This is a genomic window from Brevundimonas sp. UBA4553 (assembly GCF_002387245.1).
Lineage (GTDB): Bacteria > Pseudomonadota > Alphaproteobacteria > Caulobacterales > Caulobacteraceae > Brevundimonas.
This window is the reverse complement of record NZ_DGLD01000006.1, coordinates 80,537-101,330: the sequence shown is the minus strand read 5'-3', so window position 1 is coordinate 101,330 and position 20,794 is coordinate 80,537. Positions and strand designations below refer to the sequence as shown.

Annotated in this window: 20 protein-coding genes; 14 read left to right on the top strand and 6 right to left on the bottom strand. The window is 65.8% G+C overall.

Going from position 1 to position 20,794, the window contains the following annotated elements:
- Window positions 1-48: 48 nt before the first annotated feature.
- Genes B4A39_RS05320 through B4A39_RS05280 form a run of 9 tightly spaced genes read left to right on the top strand, consistent with a single transcriptional unit; the run spans window position 49 to window position 8,721 of the window.
- Window positions 49-2,202 carry a RelA/SpoT family protein gene (locus B4A39_RS05320; protein ID WP_292034202.1) on the top strand — a complete coding sequence of 718 codons (2,154 nt, stop codon included), beginning with the start codon at window positions 49-51 and terminating at the stop codon, window positions 2,200-2,202.
- Between the two features lie 30 nt (window positions 2,203-2,232).
- On the top strand, window positions 2,233-3,012 hold the full coding sequence (locus B4A39_RS05315; protein WP_292034099.1) for a TIGR00730 family Rossman fold protein: 780 nt from the start codon (window positions 2,233-2,235) through the stop codon (window positions 3,010-3,012).
- Between the two features lie 46 nt (window positions 3,013-3,058).
- A complete protein-coding gene (gene pyrE, locus B4A39_RS05310; RefSeq protein WP_292034098.1) occupies window positions 3,059-3,643 on the top strand; it encodes an orotate phosphoribosyltransferase in 585 nt (194 codons plus the stop codon).
- Between the two features lie 14 nt (window positions 3,644-3,657).
- Window positions 3,658-4,416: a pyridoxine 5'-phosphate synthase gene (locus B4A39_RS05305; RefSeq protein WP_292034097.1), complete on the top strand. Its 759-nt coding sequence runs from the start codon at window positions 3,658-3,660 to the stop codon at window positions 4,414-4,416.
- Window positions 4,413-4,814 (top strand): holo-ACP synthase, encoded by a 402-nt coding sequence (gene acpS, locus B4A39_RS05300; protein WP_292034096.1) that lies wholly within the window; start codon window positions 4,413-4,415, stop codon window positions 4,812-4,814. The genes B4A39_RS05305 and acpS overlap by 4 nt, the downstream gene beginning before the upstream one ends.
- A 57-nt stretch (window positions 4,815-4,871) precedes the next feature.
- Window positions 4,872-5,798, top strand: coding sequence for a signal peptidase I (lepB, locus tag B4A39_RS05295; RefSeq protein WP_292034094.1), 927 nt, complete (start codon window positions 4,872-4,874; stop codon window positions 5,796-5,798).
- Window positions 5,798-6,514 carry a ribonuclease III gene (gene rnc, locus B4A39_RS05290; RefSeq protein WP_292034092.1) on the top strand — a complete coding sequence of 239 codons (717 nt, stop codon included), beginning with the start codon at window positions 5,798-5,800 and terminating at the stop codon, window positions 6,512-6,514. The genes lepB and rnc overlap by 1 nt, the downstream gene beginning before the upstream one ends.
- Window positions 6,511-7,464, top strand: coding sequence for a GTPase Era (gene era / locus B4A39_RS05285; protein ID WP_292034089.1), 954 nt, complete (start codon window positions 6,511-6,513; stop codon window positions 7,462-7,464). The genes rnc and era overlap by 4 nt, the downstream gene beginning before the upstream one ends.
- An 18-nt stretch (window positions 7,465-7,482) precedes the next feature.
- Window positions 7,483-8,721: a serine hydrolase domain-containing protein gene (locus B4A39_RS05280; protein ID WP_292034088.1), complete on the top strand. Its 1,239-nt coding sequence runs from the start codon at window positions 7,483-7,485 to the stop codon at window positions 8,719-8,721.
- A 1-nt stretch (window position 8,722) separates the two neighbouring features.
- Here B4A39_RS05280 and B4A39_RS05275 read toward each other — a convergent pair whose 3' ends face one another.
- Together B4A39_RS05275 and B4A39_RS05270 are read right to left on the bottom strand one after the other, a co-directional pair.
- A complete protein-coding gene (locus tag B4A39_RS05275) occupies window positions 8,723-10,231 on the bottom strand; it encodes an acetyl-CoA hydrolase/transferase family protein (protein WP_292034085.1) in 1,509 nt (502 codons plus the stop codon).
- 113 nt (window positions 10,232-10,344) lie between these two features.
- A complete protein-coding gene (locus B4A39_RS05270; protein ID WP_292034083.1) occupies window positions 10,345-10,785 on the bottom strand; it encodes a VOC family protein in 441 nt (146 codons plus the stop codon).
- A gap of 120 nt (window positions 10,786-10,905) precedes the next feature.
- On the opposite strand from B4A39_RS05270, the gene B4A39_RS05265 reads away from it, so the two are divergent.
- Window positions 10,906-11,385, top strand: coding sequence for a nuclear transport factor 2 family protein (locus tag B4A39_RS05265; protein WP_292034082.1), 480 nt, complete (start codon window positions 10,906-10,908; stop codon window positions 11,383-11,385).
- Window positions 11,385-12,116 carry a DNA repair protein RecO gene (gene recO / locus B4A39_RS05260; RefSeq protein WP_292034080.1) on the top strand — a complete coding sequence of 244 codons (732 nt, stop codon included), beginning with the start codon at window positions 11,385-11,387 and terminating at the stop codon, window positions 12,114-12,116. Before B4A39_RS05265 ends, recO begins: the two co-directional genes overlap by 1 nt.
- On the opposite strand, the gene B4A39_RS05255 is transcribed toward recO, so the two are convergent.
- Window positions 12,113-13,843 carry a cytochrome c biogenesis protein DipZ gene (locus B4A39_RS05255; RefSeq protein ID WP_292034078.1) on the bottom strand — a complete coding sequence of 577 codons (1,731 nt, stop codon included), beginning with the start codon at window positions 13,841-13,843 and terminating at the stop codon, window positions 12,113-12,115. The two genes, recO and B4A39_RS05255, sit on opposite strands and share 4 nt — an antisense overlap.
- 65 nt (window positions 13,844-13,908) lie before the next feature.
- The gene (locus B4A39_RS05250; RefSeq protein ID WP_292034076.1) at window positions 13,909-14,979 is read right to left on the bottom strand and encodes an NAD(P)H-dependent flavin oxidoreductase; all 1,071 of its coding nucleotides are present in this window, start codon (window positions 14,977-14,979) and stop codon (window positions 13,909-13,911) included.
- 112 nt (window positions 14,980-15,091) lie between these two features.
- On the opposite strand from B4A39_RS05250, the gene parC reads away from it, so the two are divergent.
- The 3 genes from parC to B4A39_RS05235 all read left to right on the top strand — a co-directional run bounded on the left by parC (window position 15,092) and on the right by B4A39_RS05235 (window position 18,987).
- The gene (parC, locus tag B4A39_RS05245) at window positions 15,092-17,293 is read left to right on the top strand and encodes a DNA topoisomerase IV subunit A (RefSeq protein WP_292034075.1); all 2,202 of its coding nucleotides are present in this window, start codon (window positions 15,092-15,094) and stop codon (window positions 17,291-17,293) included.
- 89 nt (window positions 17,294-17,382) lie between these two features.
- Window positions 17,383-17,952: a LemA family protein gene (locus B4A39_RS05240; RefSeq protein ID WP_292034074.1), complete on the top strand. Its 570-nt coding sequence runs from the start codon at window positions 17,383-17,385 to the stop codon at window positions 17,950-17,952.
- A 6-nt stretch (window positions 17,953-17,958) separates the two neighbouring features.
- Window positions 17,959-18,987, top strand: a complete 1,029-nt coding sequence (locus B4A39_RS05235; protein WP_292034071.1) for a M48 family metallopeptidase — start codon at window positions 17,959-17,961, stop codon at window positions 18,985-18,987.
- 6 nt (window positions 18,988-18,993) lie between these two features.
- Here the strand turns inward: B4A39_RS05235 and B4A39_RS05230 are convergent, their stop codons facing one another.
- Both B4A39_RS05230 and B4A39_RS05225 read right to left on the bottom strand, forming a co-directional pair.
- Window positions 18,994-19,728, bottom strand: coding sequence for an arginyltransferase (locus B4A39_RS05230; protein ID WP_292034069.1), 735 nt, complete (start codon window positions 19,726-19,728; stop codon window positions 18,994-18,996).
- A 111-nt stretch (window positions 19,729-19,839) separates the two neighbouring features.
- Window positions 19,840-20,739 (bottom strand): flagellar motor protein MotB, encoded by a 900-nt coding sequence (locus B4A39_RS05225; protein WP_292034067.1) that lies wholly within the window; start codon window positions 20,737-20,739, stop codon window positions 19,840-19,842.
- Window positions 20,740-20,794 lie beyond the last annotated feature (55 nt).

The window sequence follows — 20,794 nt, the reverse complement described above, 5'->3', positions numbered from 1 at the left end:
GGCCCCCAGTCCGAGTCGCAATTGTCTGATGCCAAGCGCGCGCCGATCATGCGCCAGTTTGAATTGATCGAGGCGGTCAAGGCCTACGACCCCACTGCTGATGAGGCCCTGCTGAACCGGGCCTATGTCTACGCGATGAAGATGCATGGCTCGCAGCTTCGGGCGTCAGGCGATCCCTATTTCGCGCACCCGATCCAGGTTGCGGGCATTTTGACGGATTACCGGCTGGATACGGCGACGATCGTCACGGCCCTGCTGCACGACGTGGTCGAGGACACCTCCGCCACGCGCGACGACATCGCCGCCATGTTTGGCGAAGAGGTCGCGGTTCTGGTCGAGGGCGTGACCAAGCTGTCGCGACTGGAACTTCAGGCCGAGCACACGCGCCAGGCCGAGAACCTGCGCAAGTTCATCCTGGCCATTTCCAAGGATGTGCGGGTGCTGCTGGTCAAGCTGGCCGACCGCCTGCACAACATGCGCACCCTCCAGTATGTAAAGCCGGAGAAGCGCGAGCGCATCAGCCGCGAAACGCTGGAAGTCTATGCCCCGCTGGGCCGCTCCATCGGCATCCACTCCATTGCTTCGGAGCTGGAAGAACTGGCGTTCGAGCATCTGAACGCCACTGCGCGTGTCGCCATCCAGCGCCGTCTTGAGGCGCTGAAGCTCGAGCATGGCCGCGCCATCGAGGGCGTGTCGCGCGAAATCGAGACTGTTCTCAGCGAGGCGGGCATCCCCGCCCATGTGAAGGGTCGGGAGAAGACGCCCTATTCGATCTGGCGCAAGCTGCAGAGGAAATCCGTCGGCTTCTCCTCTCTGTCGGACATCTATGGCTTCCGGGTCATCGTCGAGGCCGAGGACGACTGTTACCGTGCCCTGGGCGTTATCCATCGCGCCTGGCCTATGGTGCCGGAGCGGTTCAAGGATTTCATCTCGACGCCCAAGTCGAATAACTATCGCTCGCTGCACACAACGGTCGTGGGGCCGGGCGGCCTTCGTATCGAGATGCAAATCCGCACCGAGATCATGGACCGCGTGGCCGAAGACGGCGTGGCCGCGCACTGGGCCTATAAAAACCATTCCTATGGCTTCGACCGAGAAGCGATGGAAGCCGACGGCGGGCGCGACCCGCTGTTGAACCTGCGCCATCTCGTTCAGGTCATCGAGCACGGCGAGGGCGGCGAGGACTGGGTCGAGCACGCCAAGCTCGAGATGTATCTGGATCAGGTCTTTGTCTTCACGCCCAAGGGCGCCTTGATCACCCTGCCGCGCGGCGGCATGGCGCTGGACTTCGCCTACGCGGTCCATACCGAGGTCGGCGACACGGCGGTGGGCGTCAAGATCAACGGCGAGTTGAAGCCGATGCGGACGGCGCTGCAGAATGGCGACGTGGTCGAGATCATTCGTGGGACCAAGCGCGAGGTCCCGACCGACTGGCGCAGCCTGACCGTCACCGGCCGGGCGCGCTCGGCGATCCGCCGCCACATCCGCACTTCGGAACGCGACGAGTTCGTACGGCTGGGCAAGGCGACGTTGGAACAGACACTCGAACGCGCCGGTAAGTCTCTGGCTGACGTGTCACTGAAGCCGGTGCTGGAAACTCACGCCATCACCACTGAAGAGGACATGTTCGACGCCATTGGCAGGGGGCGGCTGGCCGCCACGCGGGTGGCCGAGACCATGTTCCCGGCGTTGAAGGGCCAGTTGAAGGCGGGACCTGAGCGCAAACGGATCGGCAATGAACACGCTCGCCTGTTTGTGCGGGGCAGCGGCCTGACGCCGGGCGTCAGCATCCATTTCGGCGCCTGTTGTTCGCCAGTGCCCGGCGACCGCATCGTCGGCATTCTGGAGCCCGACAAGGGGCTGACGGTCCATACCATCGACTGTCAGACCCTGGCCGACTTCGCCGACGACGATAGCGTCTGGCAGGATCTGCAATGGACGCCGCAGGCCGAGCAGGACGCCGTGGCCTCCGCCCGCCTTCGCGCGACCATCCGCAATGCGCCCGGCGTGCTGGGCCAGGTGGCGACCATCATCGGCGAGGCCGGGGGCAATATCCTGAACCTGTCGATGGCCCATCGTCAGCAGGACTTCTTCGACGTCGACATCGACGTCGAGGTCGAGGACGCGCGCCACGCCACCATGATCATCGCCGCCCTGCGCGCCAATCCGTCAGTGGACACCGTGGACCGAGCACGGGGCTGATCGCCTGCGCACCTGATTCTGAAGGCCGATATGTCTCCCGAACAACAAGCCCTTGCCAACGCCGCTCAGCTGGCGTCGCCCTCCTATCGTCTGGCCGCCCTGGATCAGGACTTCCTGCTGGGCGAATCGATGCGCGGCGTGCGCTTCCTGATGGAATACGAAAAGGCCGAGGAGGCGCTGAAGGCCTGGGGCGTGCGTTCGACTCTCGTAGTCTTCGGCAGCGCTCGCGTCGGCGCCAATGGGGGCGGGCGGCACAGCTACTGGTACGAACAGGCGCGTCTGTTCGGTCGAATCGCCTCGGAGCGGGGCGGGGCCTTCCGCGGCTCGCCGGGCGAGGTGCGTGACAATGTCATCGCCACCGGCGGCGGGCCGGGCATCATGCAGGCCGCCAACCAGGGCGCGCATGAAGCCGGCGCGCCCTCCATCGGCTTCAACGTCACCCTGCCGCACGAACAGGTGCCCAACCCTTGGTCGACGCCGGAGCTGACCTTCCAGTTCCACTACTTCGCCATGCGCAAGATGCACCTGGCCATGCGGGCCAATGGTCTGGTGGTCTTCCCCGGCGGCTTCGGCACGCTGGACGAGTTGTTCGAGATCCTGACTTTGCGCCAGACCGACAAGGCGCCGCCGATTCCCATCGTCCTGTTCGACGAGACCTATTGGCGCTCTGTGATCAACTTTGACACCCTGATCGAGCACGGCATGGTCAAGGCCTCGGACATGGCGCTGTTTTCCTTCGCCGACGACGCCGAAACCGTCTGGACCAGGCTGCTGGAAGGCGGATTGAAGCCTAACTGCGACCTCACCTAGATCGCTCGCTTGAGGGGGCGGGGCGCAGGGTCTAAGGGACGCTCTCATGAACACTGAAGACGTCCTCAACGAATTCCGCGACGCCGGCGCCTTGCGCGAAGGCCATTTTGTCCTGTCGTCCGGCCTGCACAGCCCGGTTTTCCTGCAGAAGAACCTGGTCTTCATGGATACGCGCCGCTGCGAGCGCCTATGCAAGGCTCTGGCCGACAAGATCGTGGCCACGGTCGGTCCGGTCGACGTGGCGATCTCGCCCGCCGTCGGCGGCATCATTCCCGGCTATGAGACGGCGCGGCACCTGAACGTGCGCTCGCTCTACGTCGAGCGCGAAGGCGGCGAGTTCAAGCTGCGCCGCGGCTTTACCGTCGAGCCGGGCGAGAAGGTCGTCATGGTCGAGGACATCGTCACTACGGGTCTGTCGTCGCGCGAATGCATCGCCGCCATCCAGAAGGCCGGAGGCGAAGTCGTCGCCGCCGCCTGCATCGTCGACCGCTCGGGCGGTCGCGCCGACGTGGGCGTGCCGCTGATCGCGCTGGCGACGCTGGACGTCCCGGCCTATCCGGCCGACGCTCTGCCGCCCGAACTGGCGGCTTTGCCGGTTGAGGATCCGGGCAGCCGCCGGCTGTCCAAGTAAGGGGAAGAAGCGGGATGAAGCGCGAGCGGGTGCGTCTGGGCGTCAACATCGATCACGTCGCCACGGTTCGTAACGCGCGCGGCGGCGCTCATCCCGATCCGGCTCGCGCGGCCGAGGCGGCGCTGGCCGCCGGGGCGGACGGCATCACCGCCCACCTGCGCGAGGATCGCCGCCACATCACCGACGCCGACATCGACGTGCTGACGGCCCTGTGCCGTCGCGCGAACAAGCCGCTGAACTTCGAGATGGCGGTGACCGACGAGATGCTGGCCATCGCCTTACGCCACCGTCCGCACGCGGCCTGTCTGGTGCCGGAACGGCGCGAGGAGGTTACGACGGAGGGCGGCCTAGCCGTCGCCGGTCACGAGGCGCGCATCGCCCCGGTCGTTAAGGCGCTGTCTGATGCGGGCATCCGTGTCAGTCTGTTTATCGAACCGTCCGAAGCCCAGGTCGAGGCCGCCGCCGCTGTGGGCGCGCAGGTGGTTGAGTTCCACACCGGCCGTTACTGCCACCTGACCGATCCGGCCGAGCGCGCCTTCGAGCTGGACCGCCTGGCCGCCGCCGCCGCCCAGGCTGATATCCTGGGGCTGGAGGTCCACGCTGGGCACGGTCTGGACTACGCCACCGCCAGCGTGGTCCTGGCCATCCGCGAGATCAAGGAACTGAACATCGGCCACTTCCTGATCGGGGAGGCGGTTTTCGTCGGCCTTGACGCCGCCATCCGCCGGATGCGGACAGCGATGGACGAAGCTGTGGCAGGAGCAGGTCGGTGATTATCGGCGTCGGCGCTGATGTGTCGGACATTCGCCGCATCCAGAACTCGCTGGATCGCTTCGGTGACCGTTTCAAGGAGCGGTGCTTTACGGAACTGGAGCGGGCACGTTCTGATCGCAAGCCGGACCCGGCATGGAGCTACGCCAAGCGGTTCGCGGCCAAGGAGGCCTGCGCCAAGGCGCTGGGCACGGGGATGCGCGCTGACGTCTATTGGCGTGACATGGGGGTGGTGAACCTGAAGTCGGGCCAGCCGACCCTGGCCCTGACCGGACACGCCGCCGAACATCTGGCGCGTCTGATCCCGCCGGGGCATGAGCCCCGCATCCATCTGACCCTCAGTGACGAACACCCGTATGCTCTCGCTTTCGTGGTCATCGAAGCCTTGCCCGTGGCGTAATCAGCGATTACCCCTCAGGCTTCCAACCCCGCGTTCTGCGGGGGATTCGAGCAGACCATGAGCGACGACCCCAAGGCGAACGGCGGCGCCGGCAATCCTGCCATCGACCCGACCGAGCAGCGACCGATCTGGAGCGACGACGGTGACGCCCCCTTCGACATGGGCGACGATCCCGACGCCCTCGACAGCGACAAGCCGATCTACGCCACGCCGCGTCCCAAGAAAGCCAAACGTGTGAAAAAAGAGAAGTCCGCGAGCAACGAGACGGTCGAGATCATCAAGACCGTCGTCTTCGCCCTGCTGATCGCCTTCGTGCTGCGGGTGCTGTTGTTCCAGCCCTTCACCATCCCCTCGGCCTCGATGGAGCCCAATCTCTACGAGGGCGACTACATCGTCGTGTCGAAGTGGTCCTACGGCTATTCGAAACACTCGATCCCGTGGAGCCCGCCGCTGTTCGACGGCCGTATCATGGGCAAGGACCCGACGCGGGGCGATATCGTCGTCTTCAAGCTGCCGCGCGACAACAAGACCGACTACATCAAGCGCGTGATCGGCCTGCCGGGCGACAAGGTTCAGATGATCGCCAACAAGCTTTACATCAACGGTGCTCCGGTGAAGGACGTCGTCGTCAGCCGCGCCGAGATGGCCGACATGTTCGGCCCGCGTCCGGTGACCCAGGTCCGCGAGACCCTGCCGAACGGCAAGGTCTTCATGACCCAGGACTTCGGCCCCGGCGGCGATCTGGACGACACCCCCGTCTATGAAGTTCCGGCCGGTCACTTCTTCATGATGGGCGACAACCGCGACAACTCGATCGACAGCCGCGTCGAGATGTCGGCCGGCGTCGGCATGGTTCCGGCCGAGAATCTGGTCGGCAAGGCCGAGATCATCATGTTCTCGTGGTCGCCGGGCGCGTCGCTGTTCAACCCGGTCAGCTGGTTCGCAAACCTGCGTCCCAGCCGGTTCTTCAAGATCCTGGACTGATGGCGAACGTAAGGGCCGAGGCCGTCGCCGCGCTCCGGCTTCGGCTGGGCCACGAGTTCAGCGACCCGTCCTTGCTGGAACGGGCGCTGACCCACGCCAGCGTGGGGGAGGGCGGGGGACAGGCCGATGGACGCCGCCCCCCCGCCGACAACGAGCGTCTGGAGTTCCTGGGCGACCGGGTGTTGGGCCTGCTGGTCGCCGACCGCCTCACGCGTGACTTTCCTTCGGCGGACGAAGGTCAGCTGTCGGCCCGCCTGCACGCCTTGGTGGACAAGGCCGCCTGCGCCCGCGTGGGCGAGAGGCTGGGCGTCGGCGCGGCCCTTCGCCTGTCGGCGGGCGAAACCAAGACAGGAGGCCGCAGAAAGGCCGGAGTTATCGCCGATGCTGTCGAGGCTATCTTGGCGGCTGTCTATCGCGACGGCGGCCTGACAGCGGCCAAGGCCATGTTCGACATCGCCTGGGCCGAGGAGTTCGCCTCGCCCCCGGTCCCGGCCGTGACCAATCCCAAGTCCGCTCTGCAGGAGTGGGCGCAGGCTCAAGGGCGTCCGCTGCCGACCTACCGGGTGGTGGAACGCACCGGATCAGATCATGCTCCGACCTTCGTGGTCGAGGCGACGGTGGTCGGTTTCGATCCCGTGAAGCAAACAGGACGTTCGCGTCAGGAGGCGGAAAAAGCCGCCGCCTCGGCGCTGTTGAAACGAGAAGGCGTAATTTGACCGAGACCCTCAACCCGAACCAGCGCGCGGGCTTCGCCGCCATCATCGGCGCGCCCAACGCCGGCAAGTCGACGCTGGTGAACCGGCTGACGGGCTCCAAGGTCTCGATCGTGACCCAGAAGGTCCAGACCACGCGCTTCCCCGTGCGCGGCATCGCCATCGAGGGCGATGCCCAGATCGTTCTGGTGGACACGCCCGGCATATTCACCCCGCGCCGCCGTCTGGACCGCGCCATGGTCGCCTCGGCCTGGGGCGGGGCGCAGGACGCCGATGTCGTGGTTCATCTGATCGACGCCCAGTCGCATATCGACGCCGAAGGTCGTGAAGGCACTGCTGCGGACCGTCGTTCGGCTGAAGACACCGAGACCATCATCGCCAATCTGCAGTCGACGGGGACCAAGGTCATCCTGGCGCTGAACAAGATTGACGGCATGCGTCGCGACACGCTGCTGGCTCTGTCCAGCCGCCTGTTCGAAACCGGCGTCTACGAAGAGGTCTATATGATTTCGGCGCTCAGCGGCGACGGCGTGGATGACCTGAAGCAGCGTCTGGCGCGCTCCATGCCGGCCGGTCCGTGGCTCTACCCGGAAGACCAGTCGGCGGACGTGCCTGTGCGCGTTCTGGCCGCCGAAATCACCCGTGAGAAGGTTTATCTCCGCGTTCACGAGGAACTGCCCTATTCGGCGGCGGTCGAGACCACGGCCTTTGATGAGAAGTCCGATGGTTCGGCCCGCATCGAGCAGACCATCTATGTCGAGCGCGAGAGCCAGCGTCCCATCGTTCTGGGCAAGGGCGGCCAGACCCTGAAATGGATCGGTCAGAAGTCGCGCGAGGAGCTGATCGAGCTGCTCGACCGCCCGGTCCACCTGTTCCTGACCGTCAAGGTCGATCCGAAGTGGCAGGACAGCCGCGCCCTTTACGCTCAGTTCGGGCTGGAGTTCGACGTCTAATCAACGTGGTTTAGTATCGTGTTTGTAGTTCCCAAGTCCGCAGGCGGGCGGCCCTGGTTCCTCGGATCCCTGGCCGCGGTCGCCCTCGCATCCGCCGGCGCCGGCGCCTGGATCGTCCACGCCATTGCGCCAGAGACCCAGGCGGCGGTCGCGAAGCTCAAGCTGCCAGAGCGGCCGCCGGTCGAGGTGGTCGAGGCCCTGCCGCAACTGAAGGCGCGGCTGGACTACTTGGGCGACCGCAAGCAGTTCATGGGCGCCATCCTGGTGGCGAAGGGCGATCAGGTCCTGTTCCGACAGGTCTATGGCAAGGCGAACTACGAAAACGATCAGCCGCTGAAGCTGGACACCCGCTTCCGCCTGGCCTCAGTGTCCAAGCAGTTCACCGCCGCCGCGATCCTGAAGCTACAGGACGAGGGCAGGCTGTCGGTCAACGACCCGGTCTGCAAATGGATCGAGGCCTGTCCGGACGCGTGGAAGCCGCTGCGCATCCACCACCTGCTGTCGCACACCTCGGGCATACCGGACCTGATGGCCCAGTCCGAATGGGGGCGCATCCGCGTCACCCCGCGCACGCCGCAGGAACTGACCGAGACCTCGGCCCGCTATGGCCTGCAGTTCGAGCCTGGAACGAAGATCCGCTACGACAACGCCGCCTATAATCTGGCCGCCGAGATCGTGGCCAAGGTAAGCGGCAAGCCGTTCGAGGCCTATCTGAATGACGCGATCCTTAAGCCGCTAGGCCTGAAGGACACGGGATCGGATGCCCATGCCGACGCTCAGGGTCTGGCCATGGGCTACGCCAACTTCCCCGGCGGATTGGCGGCCCAGCCGATCGCCAACGTCAGCGTCGTCTATGGCGCTGGCGCCCTTTATTCGACGCTGGACGACATGCTGGTGTGGAACCAGGCCCTGCATAAGGGCCGTGTCCTCAGCGACGTTTCCTATGCCCAGATGATCGCTGACCACGCGCCGGCGAATACGCCCAAGGAGCGGGGGCGAGCACACCGGGCCTATGGCTATGGCATCTACGTCAATAGCCTGGGCGAGCAGGTGAAGCCCGCCTTTGACGACAGGCAGATCTATCATACCGGCAGCTGGGCGGGGTTCCGCAATCTGGTTCTTTATCAGCCGGAGGCCGACGTGACCGTGGTGGCCCTGTCCAACAACTACCATCAGCGCGACCTGGTCTTCATGCTCAGCCAGCAGGCGATGGCCGAGGCCCTGGGAAGACCGTTTCCGACGGGCCTGAACCGCTAACTTACGGCTTCATCGTTCCCGTTTCGATGAAGCCCTGATGCCACGACAGGGCTTCGGTCAGCAGGTGAGGCGATTGCAGGCCGTAGGAGCCTTTCAGCGCGCGAGCGTAATAGTCGCTGAGCGCGTCGCGGAAGTCGGGGTGGGCGCAGTTGGCGATGATGACCTGGGCGCGCTGCTTGGGCGACAGGCCGCGCAGGTCGGCCAGTCCCTGTTCCGTGACGATGAGTTGCACGTCCTGAGTGATGTGGTCGACGTGGCTGGCCATGGGGACGATGGCCGAGATCTTGCCGCCCTTGGCCGTCGAGGGCGTGACGAAGCAGGAAATGTAGGCGTTGCGGGCGAAGTCGCCCGAGCCGCCGATGCCGTTTTGGATGCGCGAGCCCATGACGTGGGTCGAGTTCACGTTGCCGTAGATGTCCGCCTCGATCAGACCGTTCATGGCGATGCAGCCCAGGCGACGGATGATCTCCGGGTGGTTCGAGATTTCCTGCGGGCGCAGGATGATCTTGCCGCGGAACTGCTCCATGCGGCTGTTCAGATCGGTGGCGGCCTCGGGGCTGAGCGAGAAGGCGGTGGCCGAGGCGACGGTCAGCTTGCCGCTGTCCAGCAGGTCCAGCATCCCGTCCTGAAGCACCTCGGTATAGGCGGTCAGGTTTTCGAACGGGCTGTTCTGAAGCCCGGCCAACACGGCGTTGGCGACATTGCCCACGCCTGATTGCAGCGGCAGCAGATGGGCGGGCAGGCGGCCCAGCTTCACCTCGTGCTGCAGGAACTCGATCAGGTGCCCGGCGATGGCCGTGGCGCTGGCGTCCGGCGCGGCGAAGGGCAGGTTGCGGTCAGGGCTGTCGGTCTCGACGATGGCGGCGATCTTCGACGGGTCGACGCGGAAGACGGTTTCTCCGATCAGGTCGGTCGGTTTGGTCAGCGGGATCGGCACGCGGGCCGGTGGCAGGGCCGTGCCGTAGTAGATGTCGTGCATCCCCTCCAGCGCCGCATTTTGCCAGCTGTTGACCTCCAGGATGATCTGGTCGGCGCGATCCAGCCAGGTCTTGTTGTTGCCGATCGAGGACGATGGGATCAGCGAGCCGTCCTCGCGGATGCCCGAGACCTCGACCACCGCCGTCTCCAGCGGGCCGAGGAAGCCCTGCCAGGCGACCGGCGCCACCTGCGACAGGTGCATGTCCAGGTATTCCATCTCGCCCTTGTTGATCTTCTCGCGGGCGATGGGATCGGAGTTGTATGGCAGGCGGAACTCGATGCCGTCGGCCTTGGCCAGGGCGCCGTCCAGTTCCGGTCCGGTAGAGGCGCCGGTCCAGACCTTCAGCTTGAAGGGATTGCCCGCGGCGTGCTCCGCCTCGATCCGCTCTGCCAGCGCCATGGGCACGACCTTGGGATAGCCCGAGCCGGTGAAGCCGCTCATGCCCACGGTCGAGTTGGCCGGGATCAGGGACGCGGCGTCCTGAGCGGACATGATTTTCGACTTGAGGGCGGCGTTACGGACGCGGGACATCGCAAACCTGTCGGCTGGAGCCTGAAGGGCTCTGAGAACGAGGTGGACTTAGGCCCCGCATCACTCTGATTCCAATGCGGCTTTGGTCGTAACGGCGCGTGATCACAAGGGTGTCAGCCGCCGGGATTCCAGTCCTCGGCTGGATTGGTGTTGATCATCCACGGAATGCCGAACCTATCGGTGAAGGTGCCAAAACCCGGAGACCAGAAGGTCTCGGCGAAGGGCATGCCGACCTTGCCGCCCTCGGATAGGGCGTCGAAGACTTGGCGCGCCTTGTCTAGATCATCAGTGTGATAGGAGACGTCGAAGCCGTTCTTGGGCTTGTCGATGTTCGGCGCGAACTCGGGCGGCATGTCGGCGCCCATGATCGCCTGGTCACCGACCTCCAGCCAGCCATGCATCAGCCAGTCCTTGTATTTGGCGTCGACCGGCATGTCGGGCGGACCGTCGCCGAACGGGAAGGCGGCGGTGACTTTTCCGCCCAGAACGCGGGCGTAGAACTCCAGCGCTTCGCGGCACTGGCCTTGGAAGCTCAGGCTGGTGACGATCTTCATGACTACCTCCCTTGGATCGGGGGTGAACGCGCGAGGCGAGTGAAGGGTGCGCCTCATCGCCTTTGCGATAGACGGAAGGCTGTGCTTTCCCCTGAAGTAGAACAGGACTAGAACAAAGCCATGATCACCGCAGCCCTGATGATGCTCCAGCTTTCCGCAGCGCCGGCGCCGGCCGCGCCTGTGGCGGACACCGAAACCGCGTCCGTTGAGCGCACGCTGGACGCCATGCACGCTGCTGCGTCAAAGGCTGACGGCGAGGCCTATTTTGCGACCTTTACGGCGGACGGCCGCTTCATCGGCACCGACGCGACTGAGCGCTGGACCCTGCCGGAGTTCCGCGCCTACGCCATGCCCTATTTCTCGCAAGGCAAGGGCTGGACCTATCGTCCGGTCGCGCGGACCGTCACCATCGCCGCGATCGATTGCCGCTGCGTGGCATGGTTCGACGAGGTGCTGGACAACGACGCCTATGGGACCACACGTGGTTCGGGCGTGCTGCGTCTGACCGACGACGGCTGGAAGATTGAGCAGTATGTCCTCAGCTTCGCCGTGCCGAACGACAAGGCCCGCGCCGTCGTCGACGTCATCAAGGCCGACTGATGGAGGTTCAGGACGACGCCTTCGTCCTGTCGGCGCGGGCGCATGGCGACACCGGGGCCGTGGTCGAACTGCTGACCGAGCGGCACGGTCGCCGCGCGGCCTATGTCGCGGGCGGGGCGTCGCGGAAGATGCGACCCTTCCTGCAGGCGGGGGCACGGGTCGTGGTCGATCTGCGGTCGAGAACCTCGGACCAACTGGGCTCTGCGCGGCTGGAGCCGGTGGGCGAGGGGCCGGCGGCCCTGTTCGACGACCCCTTGGCTCTGGTCGGTCTGAACGCCGCCGCCGCCGTGGCGCAGGGAGCCCTGCCGGAGCGCGAGGCGCATCCGGGGGCCTTCTACGCCTTCGAGGCCCTGATGGGGGCCTTCGTCATGCCCGAGGTGTGGCCCGCCATCTTCGTGCGGTTCGAGGCGGGGCTGCTGGAGGACCTGGGGTTTGGTCTGGACCTGTCGCGCTGCGCCGCTACGGGTTCGATGGACGACCTGATCTACGTCAGCCCCCGCACCGGCCGCGCTGTCAGCCGCGATGCGGGTGCGCCCTATGCCGACAAGCTGCTGAACCTGCCGCCCTTCATGCTGGGGGCGCAGGCGGGCTTAAGCGACGGCGACGTGAAGGCGGGGCTGGACCTGACCGGGCACTTCCTCGAACAGTTCGTCTTCCATGCCCTGAACAAGCCGTTGCCGCCGGCGCGGGTCTGGATGATCGAGCGGCTGGCCGAGTCCGGAAGGCTCTAGCCGAAGGTGAAGGCGAAGACCTGAACCCCGGGGTCGAGGAACTCGATCTCGAAGGTCCGTTCGCGCGCGCCGCGCGACTGACGCACCAGTTGATACAGGCGCTGGCTGTCGATCCGCCCCATGCCTGGCGCATCGATGTCCACACCGGCATTGGCGCCCGGCGCTTGGCCGTCGATTCGGACACGGAAGCGAACCGGCTTGCCCGTGCTGCTGGGCCCCATGACCAGATGCAGGTCGCGGGCCTTGAAGCGGAAGGCCAGCCGCCCGCCCATCGTCTGCAGATCGGCGTGTTCCGAGCGTACGATCCAGTCGCCGGACAGACTCCAGTCGTTCAGCTTCAGCGGGGCGGCCGCATAGGCCTTGCGCACGTCGAAGCCGAAGCCGCCTGGCGAGACGAAATGCTCGGCGCGGGCATAGCCGACGTAGGTTTCGGGCGAGGCGACTTCGGCCATTTCGGCGGCGGCCTCGGCGCCCTGGCCGCGCACCTCAACCACGGCCTGATCGACGTCCGTGGCGCCGGCCTCCTTCAGCAGCTGCTGGATGACCCGTTCGGAGTGCTCGTAATCGCCCTCGCCGAAGTGGTGGTAGCGGATGTTGCCCCTGGCATCGATGAAGTAGTGGGCCGGCCAGTATCTGTTGTTGAAGGCGCGCCAAATGGCGAAGTCGTTGTCCATGGCCACGGGGTAGGTGATGCCAAACCGGCTGACAGCGTCGCGGACGTTGGCGGGCGACTTCTCGAAGGCGAACTCGGGCGTGTGGACACCGATCACCACCAGACCCTGATCGCGATACTTCTCGGCCCAGGCGCGGACATAGGGGATAGTCCGCACGCAGTTGATGCAGGAGTAGGTCCAGAAGTCGACCAGCACGACCTTGCCGCGCAGCTGTTCCGTGGTTAGCGGCGTGCTGTTGATCCATTCGGTCCCGCCGGTCAGCGGCGGCATGATCCCTTCGACGGGCAGGGCGTCCAGGGGCGCGGCGGGGGCGTTCGTGGGCTGACCCGCGCCAAAGCGATTGAGCAGGCTTTGTTCGATGCGGGTGGTGCCACCACTGGACAGCCGGGTCAGCAGGCCGGTGTCGAGGCCGAGAGCAATGGCGGCGACGCCGATCAGGACAAGCACGCCCAGACCCCGGCGCACCCACTCGCCGACGCCCAACGACCTCTTCATCGTCTGGAAGACCTTGCCGCCGATCAGCAGGGCCAGGGCCAGCGAGGTGGCGGCCCCGGCTGCGTAGGCGACCAGCAGCAGGGTTGTACCGACGCTGGCGCCTTGCAGCGCCGCGCCGGTCAGGATCAGCCCCAGGATCGGTCCAGCGCACGGCGCCCACAGCAGGCCGGTCGCCACGCCGAGCAGGAAGGAGCGCCAGACGCCGCCCCCGGATTGCTGCTCCGCGCTGGCTTTTTCTGTCAGGCGTGAGCCGAGCGCGACGACAGGCCGGGTGAGTCGATCCGCCAGCGCCGGAAACACCAGCGTCAGCCCCAGCACCGCCATGACCGCCAGGGCGATCCAGCGCCCGACCTGATTGGCCTGCACCGCCCAGCCGCCGCCGACCGCCGCCAGGGTCGCCACGCCGGCAAAGGTCAGGGCCATGCCCAGTAGCAGAGGCAGGCCGCTCTTGACGAAGGGCTGACCCGCTCGGGCAAACACGAAGGGCAGGACCGGCAGGATGCAGGGGCTGAGAATGGTCAGCGCCCCGGCCAGATAGGACAGCAGGATCAGGAGCATCGTGTCGTCCTTGGGCCTTCAGACCCTGATGTTACGTAGGCAGGAACCCGCCGGATGGTGTCGGTTTACAAAAGCCGTTGCAGGTCGTGGATGGCGGACCGGGTTTCCTGAGCCAGAGCCTCGACCAGTTCAACTGCGGGCAGGCCGCGGGTCAGCGGCGCAGCCTGACCGGCCCACTGCGGGGCGTAGCCGTCGTCGCCTTGGGCGCTGGCGACGGCGTTCAGCGCCTTGCCAAGGTCGTAGGCGTAGGGATAGCCAGCCGTCAGGGCCTCATCGGCGCGCCGCATGAAGGCGTTCTCGAGGCCGCGCGCGGGACGGCCGGAAATCACCGCGCTGACACGGGTGCGTTCGGCTCGCGGTCCAGCCAGCGCCGCGCGATAGGCCGGATTGGCCGCGGACTCCGGACAGGAGACGAAGGCCGTGCCCAATTGCGCGCCCGCAGCGCTCAGCGCTAGCGCGGCCGCGATACCGGCGCCGTCCATGATCCCGCCCGCCGCAATAACCGGGATGTCCAGTTCCCGCGTCAGCAGGCGCGTCAGGGGCAGGGTGGCGAAGCGCGGGTCGTCGGCGGGATCGAAGACGCCGCGGTGGCCGCCAGCCTCGACGCCCTGGGCGACCACCATGTCGATCCCCGCGATCTGGGCCAGACGGGCCTCTGCCGGCGTAGTGGCGCTGGCGAGCAGGGTGCAGCCGGCGGCCTTCAGGGCGGCGATCTTTTCGGGTTGAGGCAGGCCGAAGTGGAAGCTGACCACGGCGGGTCTTTCTACCAGAAGTACGGCTAGCTTGGCGTCGTCGGTCAGGAAGCTCTGGTAGATCTCGTTCAGGGTCTCGGGCGGCGACGCGTCGAACCCGGCGAAGATCGGACGCAGGCTGTCGATCCAGACGCGGTCGCTCGCCAGATCGGGTGGTGTCGGGGCATGGCAGAAGACATTGATGTTGATCGGCCGCATGGTCAGGGCCTTCAACGTCTGAATCTGGCGCTGACCCTCGACTGCATCGACCGCGGCGATCGAGATAGAGCCCAGCGCCCCGGCGTTCGACACGGCCGCCGCCAGTTCTGGCGTCGAGGTCCCCGCCATCGGCGCCTGAATGATCGGCAACTCCAGCCCGAGGCGGTCGGTGAGGGCGGTCTTCATGCGCGACTCCTGGCTATTCGACGGCGACCCTCCACAGATAGGCGCGGATCGTCCCCGCGTCAGCCGTGCGCTACGCTAGACTTTGTCGTCCAGATCACCGATTCGAAGTCGCATGACCATCCACACCCCGACGCCCGAAGGCGGCCGCATCGTTGAAGAGCCGATGAGCGAGGCGCTGTCCAAGCGCTATCTCGCCTACGCCCTGTCCACGATCACCAACCGCGCGCTGCCCGACGTGCGCGACGGCTTCAAGCCGGTGCATCGGCGCATCATGTACGCCATGCACCAGATGCGGCTGAACCCGCAGGCGGCGGCGCGCAAATGCGCCAAGGTCGTCGGCGAGGTCATGGGCGGCTATCACCCGCACGGCGACGCCTCTATCTACGAGGCTCTGGTGCGTCTGGCTCAGGACTTCGCCCAGCGTTATCCGCTGGTCGATGGTCAGGGCAACTTCGGCAACATCGACGGCGATAGCGCCGCCGCCATGCGTTACACCGAGTGCAAGCTGACGCCCGCCGCCGTCCTGCTGCTGGACGGAATCGATCAGGACGCGGTCGACTTCCGCCCCACCTACGACGATCAGGACGAAGAGCCGCTGGTCCTGCCGGCCGGTTTCCCCAACCTGTTGGCCAATGGATCGTCCGGAATCGCCGTGGGCATGGCCACCTCGATCCCGCCGCATAACGTGGGCGAACTGATCGACGCCTGCCAACTACTCCTGGAACGCCCCGAAGCGACGACCGAGGAACTGGTGCAGATCGTGCCAGGCCCGGACTTCCCGACCGGCGGCGTCTCGGTAGAGGGCCACGCCTCGATCCTGGATGCCTATGAGACCGGTCGCGGCGGGGTGCGTCTGCGCGCGCGCTGGGAGACCGAGGACTTGGGGCGGGGCGTTTGGCGCATCATCGTCACCGAGATGCCCTATCAGGTGCAGAAGAGCCGCCTGATCGAGGGTCTGGCCGACCTGATCGAGAACAAGAAGGCGCCGCTTCTGGGCGACGTGCGCGACGAGTCTGCGGAGGACATCCGCCTGATCCTCGAGCCAAAGAACCGCACCATCGAGCCCGAGATGCTGATGGAGAGCCTGTTCAAGCTATCCGATCTGGAAGTCCGCTTCCCGATCAACATGAACGTGCTGGACGCCAGCGGCACCCCGCGCGTCATGGGGCTTAAGGATTGCCTGAAGGCCTTCCTCGACCACCGGCGCGAGGTGCTGAACCGACGCAGTCAGTGGCGGATCGAACGCGTCGAGAAGCGTCTGCACCTGCTCGAAGGCCTGCGCATCGTCTTCCTCAACCTGGACGAGGTGATCCGCATCGTCCGCGAGGAGGAGCAGCCCAAGGCCGTCCTGATCGCGCGCTTCGGCCTGACCGAAATTCAAGCTGACTTCATCCTCGATACCCGCCTGCGTCAGCTGGCGCGACTCGAGGAAATGACGATCGAGAAGGAGTTCAATGCGCTGTCGGAGGAACTTGCAGCGTTGAAGGCGCTGACCTCGTCCGAAGGCAAGCAGTGGAAGGCCATTTCCAAGGAACTGGAGGCGGTGCGCAAGGCGCTGATCTCGCCGCGCCGCACGACCATTGGCGAGGCGGTGGACGCCTCGGCCTTTGTGGCGCCCGAGGCCTTTATCCCGCGCGAAGCCATCACGGTCATCCTGTCAGAGCGCGGCTGGATCCGCGCCGCCAAGGGCAAGGTCGAGGACCCGTCGGAGCTGAAGTTCAAGGAGGGCGACAGCCTGGCCTTCCTGGTGCCGACCTTTACGACCGACAAGCTGCTGATCGGGGCGTCGGACGGGCGCATCTTTACTATCGGCGCCGACAAGCTGGCCTCCGGGCGCGGTCATGGCGAGCCGCTGCGCCTGATGATCGATCTCGACGAGAAGGCCGAGATTATCAACGTCGTGGCGCACGAACCGAATGCAAAGCTTCTGGTGGCGTCCAAGGCCGGTTACGGCTTCGTGGCGCCGGAAAACGACCTTCTGGCCCAGAAGCGCGGCGGCAAGCAGGTGCTGAACGGCGACATGCTGTCCATGCTGCGCGTGACCGGCGACCACGTTGCGGTCATCGGCGAAAACATCAAGGCGTTGATCTTCCCGTTGGCCGAACTGCCCGAGATGGGGCGCGGCAAGGGCGTGAAGCTTCAGAACTACAAGCAGGGCGGTCTGGTCGATGTTTCGGTCTTCAATGCCGAGACCGGGCCGGAGTGGGCCGATGGCGGCGGGCGTCGCCGCAACTGGCCTGACTGGAAGGACTGGCTGGGCAAGCGCGCCGGCGCCGGACGCCAAGGTCCGCGCGGGATGCGCAAGTTCCGCTGAGGTCAAGGTGACGGCGATTTCATTGGAGGTCGCCGTCAGCCCTTGCGATAGTCCCGCCAAGGCCGATACGGCCGGGGCTGGAGATTGCAATGATCACCTGGATCATCATCGGCGTTATCGTCGTCGTTCTGCTGTTCGTCGTCGTCGGGGCCTACAACCGGCTGGTGAAGCTGGATCAGGCGGCCAATCAGTCGTTCGCCGATATCGACGTGCAACTGAAGCAGCGCCAGGACCTGATCCCCAATCTGGTCGAGACGGTAAAGGGTTACGCCACGCACGAACGCGGCACCCTGGACGCCGTGACCCAGGCCCGCGCCGCCGCCGCCGGCGCCCGCACGGTCGATGAAAAGGTGCAGGCCGAGAACATGCTGACGGGCGCGCTGGGCCGTCTGTTCGCGGTGTCCGAGGCCTATCCGGACCTGAAGGCCAACGCCAACTTCCAGCAGTTGCAGATGGACCTGTCGGATATCGAGAACAAGCTGGCCGCCGCTCGCCGCTTCTTCAACAACGCCGTCAGCGAGTTCAACGCCGTGCGCCGTCAGTTCCCGACGGTCCTGTTCGCCGGCATGTTCGGCTTCGGCTCGGACAAGCCCTTCTTCGACGTGGGCGAGGGCGAACGCGCCGCCCTGAACGCCGCCCCGCCGACGGTGAAGTTCTAAGCCCCAATGGCGGTTTTCGGTCAGGCCGTCGGCCTCAAGACCCACATCTGGCAGAACAACACCCGGTCGGCCATCCTGCTGGCCGGGTTCCCGATCCTGTTGGTCCTGATCCTGTTCGGGATTCAGGTGCTGATGATGGGGTTTGGCCTGCTGCCCAACTCGGGTGGCGGGCTGGACCAGGATCTGGCGCTGGCGGTGTCCATGCTGGGCTGGACCGTGCCGACGGCTCTGGTCGTGGCCGCCATCTGGTTCGTCATCGCCTATTTCGGCAATCAGACGATGATCGACGCCATGACGGGCGCGCGAAAGGTCGAGCGCCGGGTGGAGCCGGATCTCTACAACCTGCTGGAAAATCTGGCGATCTCGCGCGGCCTGCGGACGCCGACGCTGCGTATTATCGAGAGCCCGTCGCTGAACGCCTATGCGTCGGGCCTGCATGAAGGCAACTACAGCGTCACGGTCACGCGGGGCCTGATGCAGACCCTGAGCCGCGACGAGATGGAATGCGTTCTCGCGCACGAACTGACTCACGTCATCAACAAGGACGTGCGGACAATGGTGATCGCCTCGATCTTTGCGGGGATCATCAGCGTGATCGCCGAGCTGGTGTTCCGCAGCCTGTTCTACATGCGCGGCGGACGCAGTCGGGACAACAAGAACGCCATGCCCCTGATCCTGATTGGTCTGGCCATCGGGGTGATCGGTTTTGGTCTGGCCGCGGTCATCCGCATGACGCTGTCGCGGACCCGGGAATATGTGGCCGATGCGGGGGCGGTGGAACTGACCAAGAACCCGGACGCCATGATCTCGGCCCTGCGCAAGGTGTCGGGCCAGTCGAAGATTGAAGCCCCCGACGAACTGCGCGGCATGTTTCTGGACAACACGGCGGACAAGGCGGGGTTTGCCGGCCTGTTCGCCACCCATCCGCCCATCGAAAAGCGGATCGCGGCGCTGGTGAAGTTCGCTGGCGGCCGGGACGACGGGTCGTGGGGACCTACGCCGCTGACTGGCGGTACGGCTGTGCCGACGACCTGAAGCGAGTTAGGGAAGCCGCTCCCAGCCTAGCGGACGAAGCGCCTCCATAGGCCTGAACTTGGCCTTGTAGTCCATCTTGGGTGAGCCCTGCACCCAGTAGCCCAGATAGACGTAGGGCAGGCCGACCATGGTTGCCTGGCGCAGGTGATCCATGATGGCGAACTGGCCCAGGCTGCGACGTTCCAGCTCTGGCTCGAAGAAGCTGTAGACCATGGACAGGCCGTCATGCAGCAGGTCGGTCAGGCAGACGCCGACCAGATCGCCGGGGCCATCGTCGGTTGCAGACAGGCGATATTCGATCAAGTGGGTTCGGACGGCGGTGTCCTCGACCATCGACACATAGTCGGACCAGCCCATGTCGCTCATGCCGCCACCCGGATGGCGGGCCGTCAGATAGCGACGCAGCAGGTCGAACTGCTCCATCGTGGCCTCAGCCTCCACCAGATCGCGCGAGAGGTCGGCGTTGCGGTTCAGGATCTTGCGTTGGGAGCGGGAGAAGGCGAACTCGCCCACCGGAATGCGGACGGAGACGCAGGCTGCGCAGGCCTCGCAGGCGGGGCGGTAGGCGATATTCTGGCTGCGACGGAAGCCAGCCTGGGTCAGGGCGTCATTGACGTCGGCGCCGTCCGAAAAGGGTAGGTTGGCGAAGACCTTGCGCTCGAACTGGCCGGGCAGATAGGGGCAGGGCGCGTTGGCGGTCATGAAGAACCGCAGCTGCCGGGTCGGGAAATGCTGGGTCACGGCCTTACTTCCGGTCGCGATCGTGTCGGCAGGTTTGCACGCGGAGCTTCATTCCCCGATTTGGCGCGCAACCGGACGATTTCGCAAGCGCCGTTGGAGCGGCGCTCGCGGTCACAGGCTGGTGTCCGTCGGCAGGACCGGGGCTTCGCGCAGCAGGACGATGGCGATGCGGCGGTTGCCCGCCAGCGAGGGGTCGTCCGGATAGAGCGGGTCGGACCCCGCCTTGCCCGCCACCGAATAAACCCGGTCGGCGTTCACGCCCGCACCTTGCAGGGTCAGGCGCGAGGCGTCGGCGCGGGCCGAGGACAAGGTCCAGTCGCCCGCACCGCTGGCGCGGCTGGAGCCGGCGACGGCGCTGGTGTGGCCGGTGATCGAGATGCGGTTCGGCAGTTGATTGATCACCTTGGCGATGGCCCGCAACAGCGTCTGGGCCCGCGGGTTGGGACGGGCGGAACCATTCTCGAACATCGAGCGGCCTTCCTGGTCAACCAACTGGATGCGCAGGCCCTCGGGCGTTTGATCGATGATCAGTTGCTTCGACAGCTCAGCCAGCTCTGGCATGGCCTGCATGGCTTGACGCAGGCTTTCGGCGGCGCTGGCGAAGTCTGCGGCCTCGCGGCGGGCGATTTCAGCGCGAAGGGCCGACTCGCTGGCGGCGGCCAGGTCGGTGCTCTGGCCGGCTTCCTCGGGCGATTGGGGCGCTTCGGGCGCCAACTGCTCGATCATGGCCATTGAGCCTGAGCTCTTGGCGCCGTCGTCGCCCAGAGCGGTGCCGCCCAGGATGCCGCCGGAGCCGGAGGTCGAGGCCGAGACATTGGCCGGGGCGAAGTATTCGGCGATGCCGCGCTTCTGCTCCGGGTCGGTCGTGTTGATCAGCCACATCAGCAGGAAGAAGGCCATCATGGCCGTGACGAAGTCGGCGTAGGCCACCTTCCACGCGCCGCCGTGGTGACCGCCGGCGGTCACCTTCTTCACCTTCTTGATGAGGATCGGGCGATCGCTCACGGACATGGGCAGGCCAATCTTAACGTCGTCTGTTAGCCTTGAATCCCACGCCGCCCGTTAA

Coding starts and splice junctions, on each gene's coding strand:
- B4A39_RS05240 (WP_292034074.1), top strand. CDS start 17,383: ATGATCACCTGGATCATCATCGGCGTTATCGTCGTCGTTCTGCTGTTC.
- B4A39_RS05235 (WP_292034071.1), top strand. CDS start 17,959: ATGGCGGTTTTCGGTCAGGCCGTCGGCCTCAAGACCCACATCTGGCAG.
- B4A39_RS05275 (WP_292034085.1), bottom strand. CDS start 10,231: ATGTCCCGCGTCCGTAACGCCGCCCTCAAGTCGAAAATCATGTCCGCT.
- lepB (WP_292034094.1), top strand. CDS start 4,872: ATGAGCGACGACCCCAAGGCGAACGGCGGCGCCGGCAATCCTGCCATC.
- B4A39_RS05250 (WP_292034076.1), bottom strand. CDS start 14,979: ATGAAGACCGCCCTCACCGACCGCCTCGGGCTGGAGTTGCCGATCATT.
- B4A39_RS05270 (WP_292034083.1), bottom strand. CDS start 10,785: ATGAAGATCGTCACCAGCCTGAGCTTCCAAGGCCAGTGCCGCGAAGCG.
- parC (WP_292034075.1), top strand. CDS start 15,092: ATGACCATCCACACCCCGACGCCCGAAGGCGGCCGCATCGTTGAAGAG.
- B4A39_RS05265 (WP_292034082.1), top strand. CDS start 10,906: ATGATCACCGCAGCCCTGATGATGCTCCAGCTTTCCGCAGCGCCGGCG.
- B4A39_RS05305 (WP_292034097.1), top strand. CDS start 3,658: ATGAAGCGCGAGCGGGTGCGTCTGGGCGTCAACATCGATCACGTCGCC.
- B4A39_RS05225 (WP_292034067.1), bottom strand. CDS start 20,739: ATGTCCGTGAGCGATCGCCCGATCCTCATCAAGAAGGTGAAGAAGGTG.
- B4A39_RS05255 (WP_292034078.1), bottom strand. CDS start 13,843: ATGCTCCTGATCCTGCTGTCCTATCTGGCCGGGGCGCTGACCATTCTC.
- rnc (WP_292034092.1), top strand. CDS start 5,798: ATGGCGAACGTAAGGGCCGAGGCCGTCGCCGCGCTCCGGCTTCGGCTG.
- recO (WP_292034080.1), top strand. CDS start 11,385: ATGGAGGTTCAGGACGACGCCTTCGTCCTGTCGGCGCGGGCGCATGGC.
- B4A39_RS05315 (WP_292034099.1), top strand. CDS start 2,233: ATGTCTCCCGAACAACAAGCCCTTGCCAACGCCGCTCAGCTGGCGTCG.
- pyrE (WP_292034098.1), top strand. CDS start 3,059: ATGAACACTGAAGACGTCCTCAACGAATTCCGCGACGCCGGCGCCTTG.
- B4A39_RS05320 (WP_292034202.1), top strand. CDS start 49: ATGCGCCAGTTTGAATTGATCGAGGCGGTCAAGGCCTACGACCCCACT.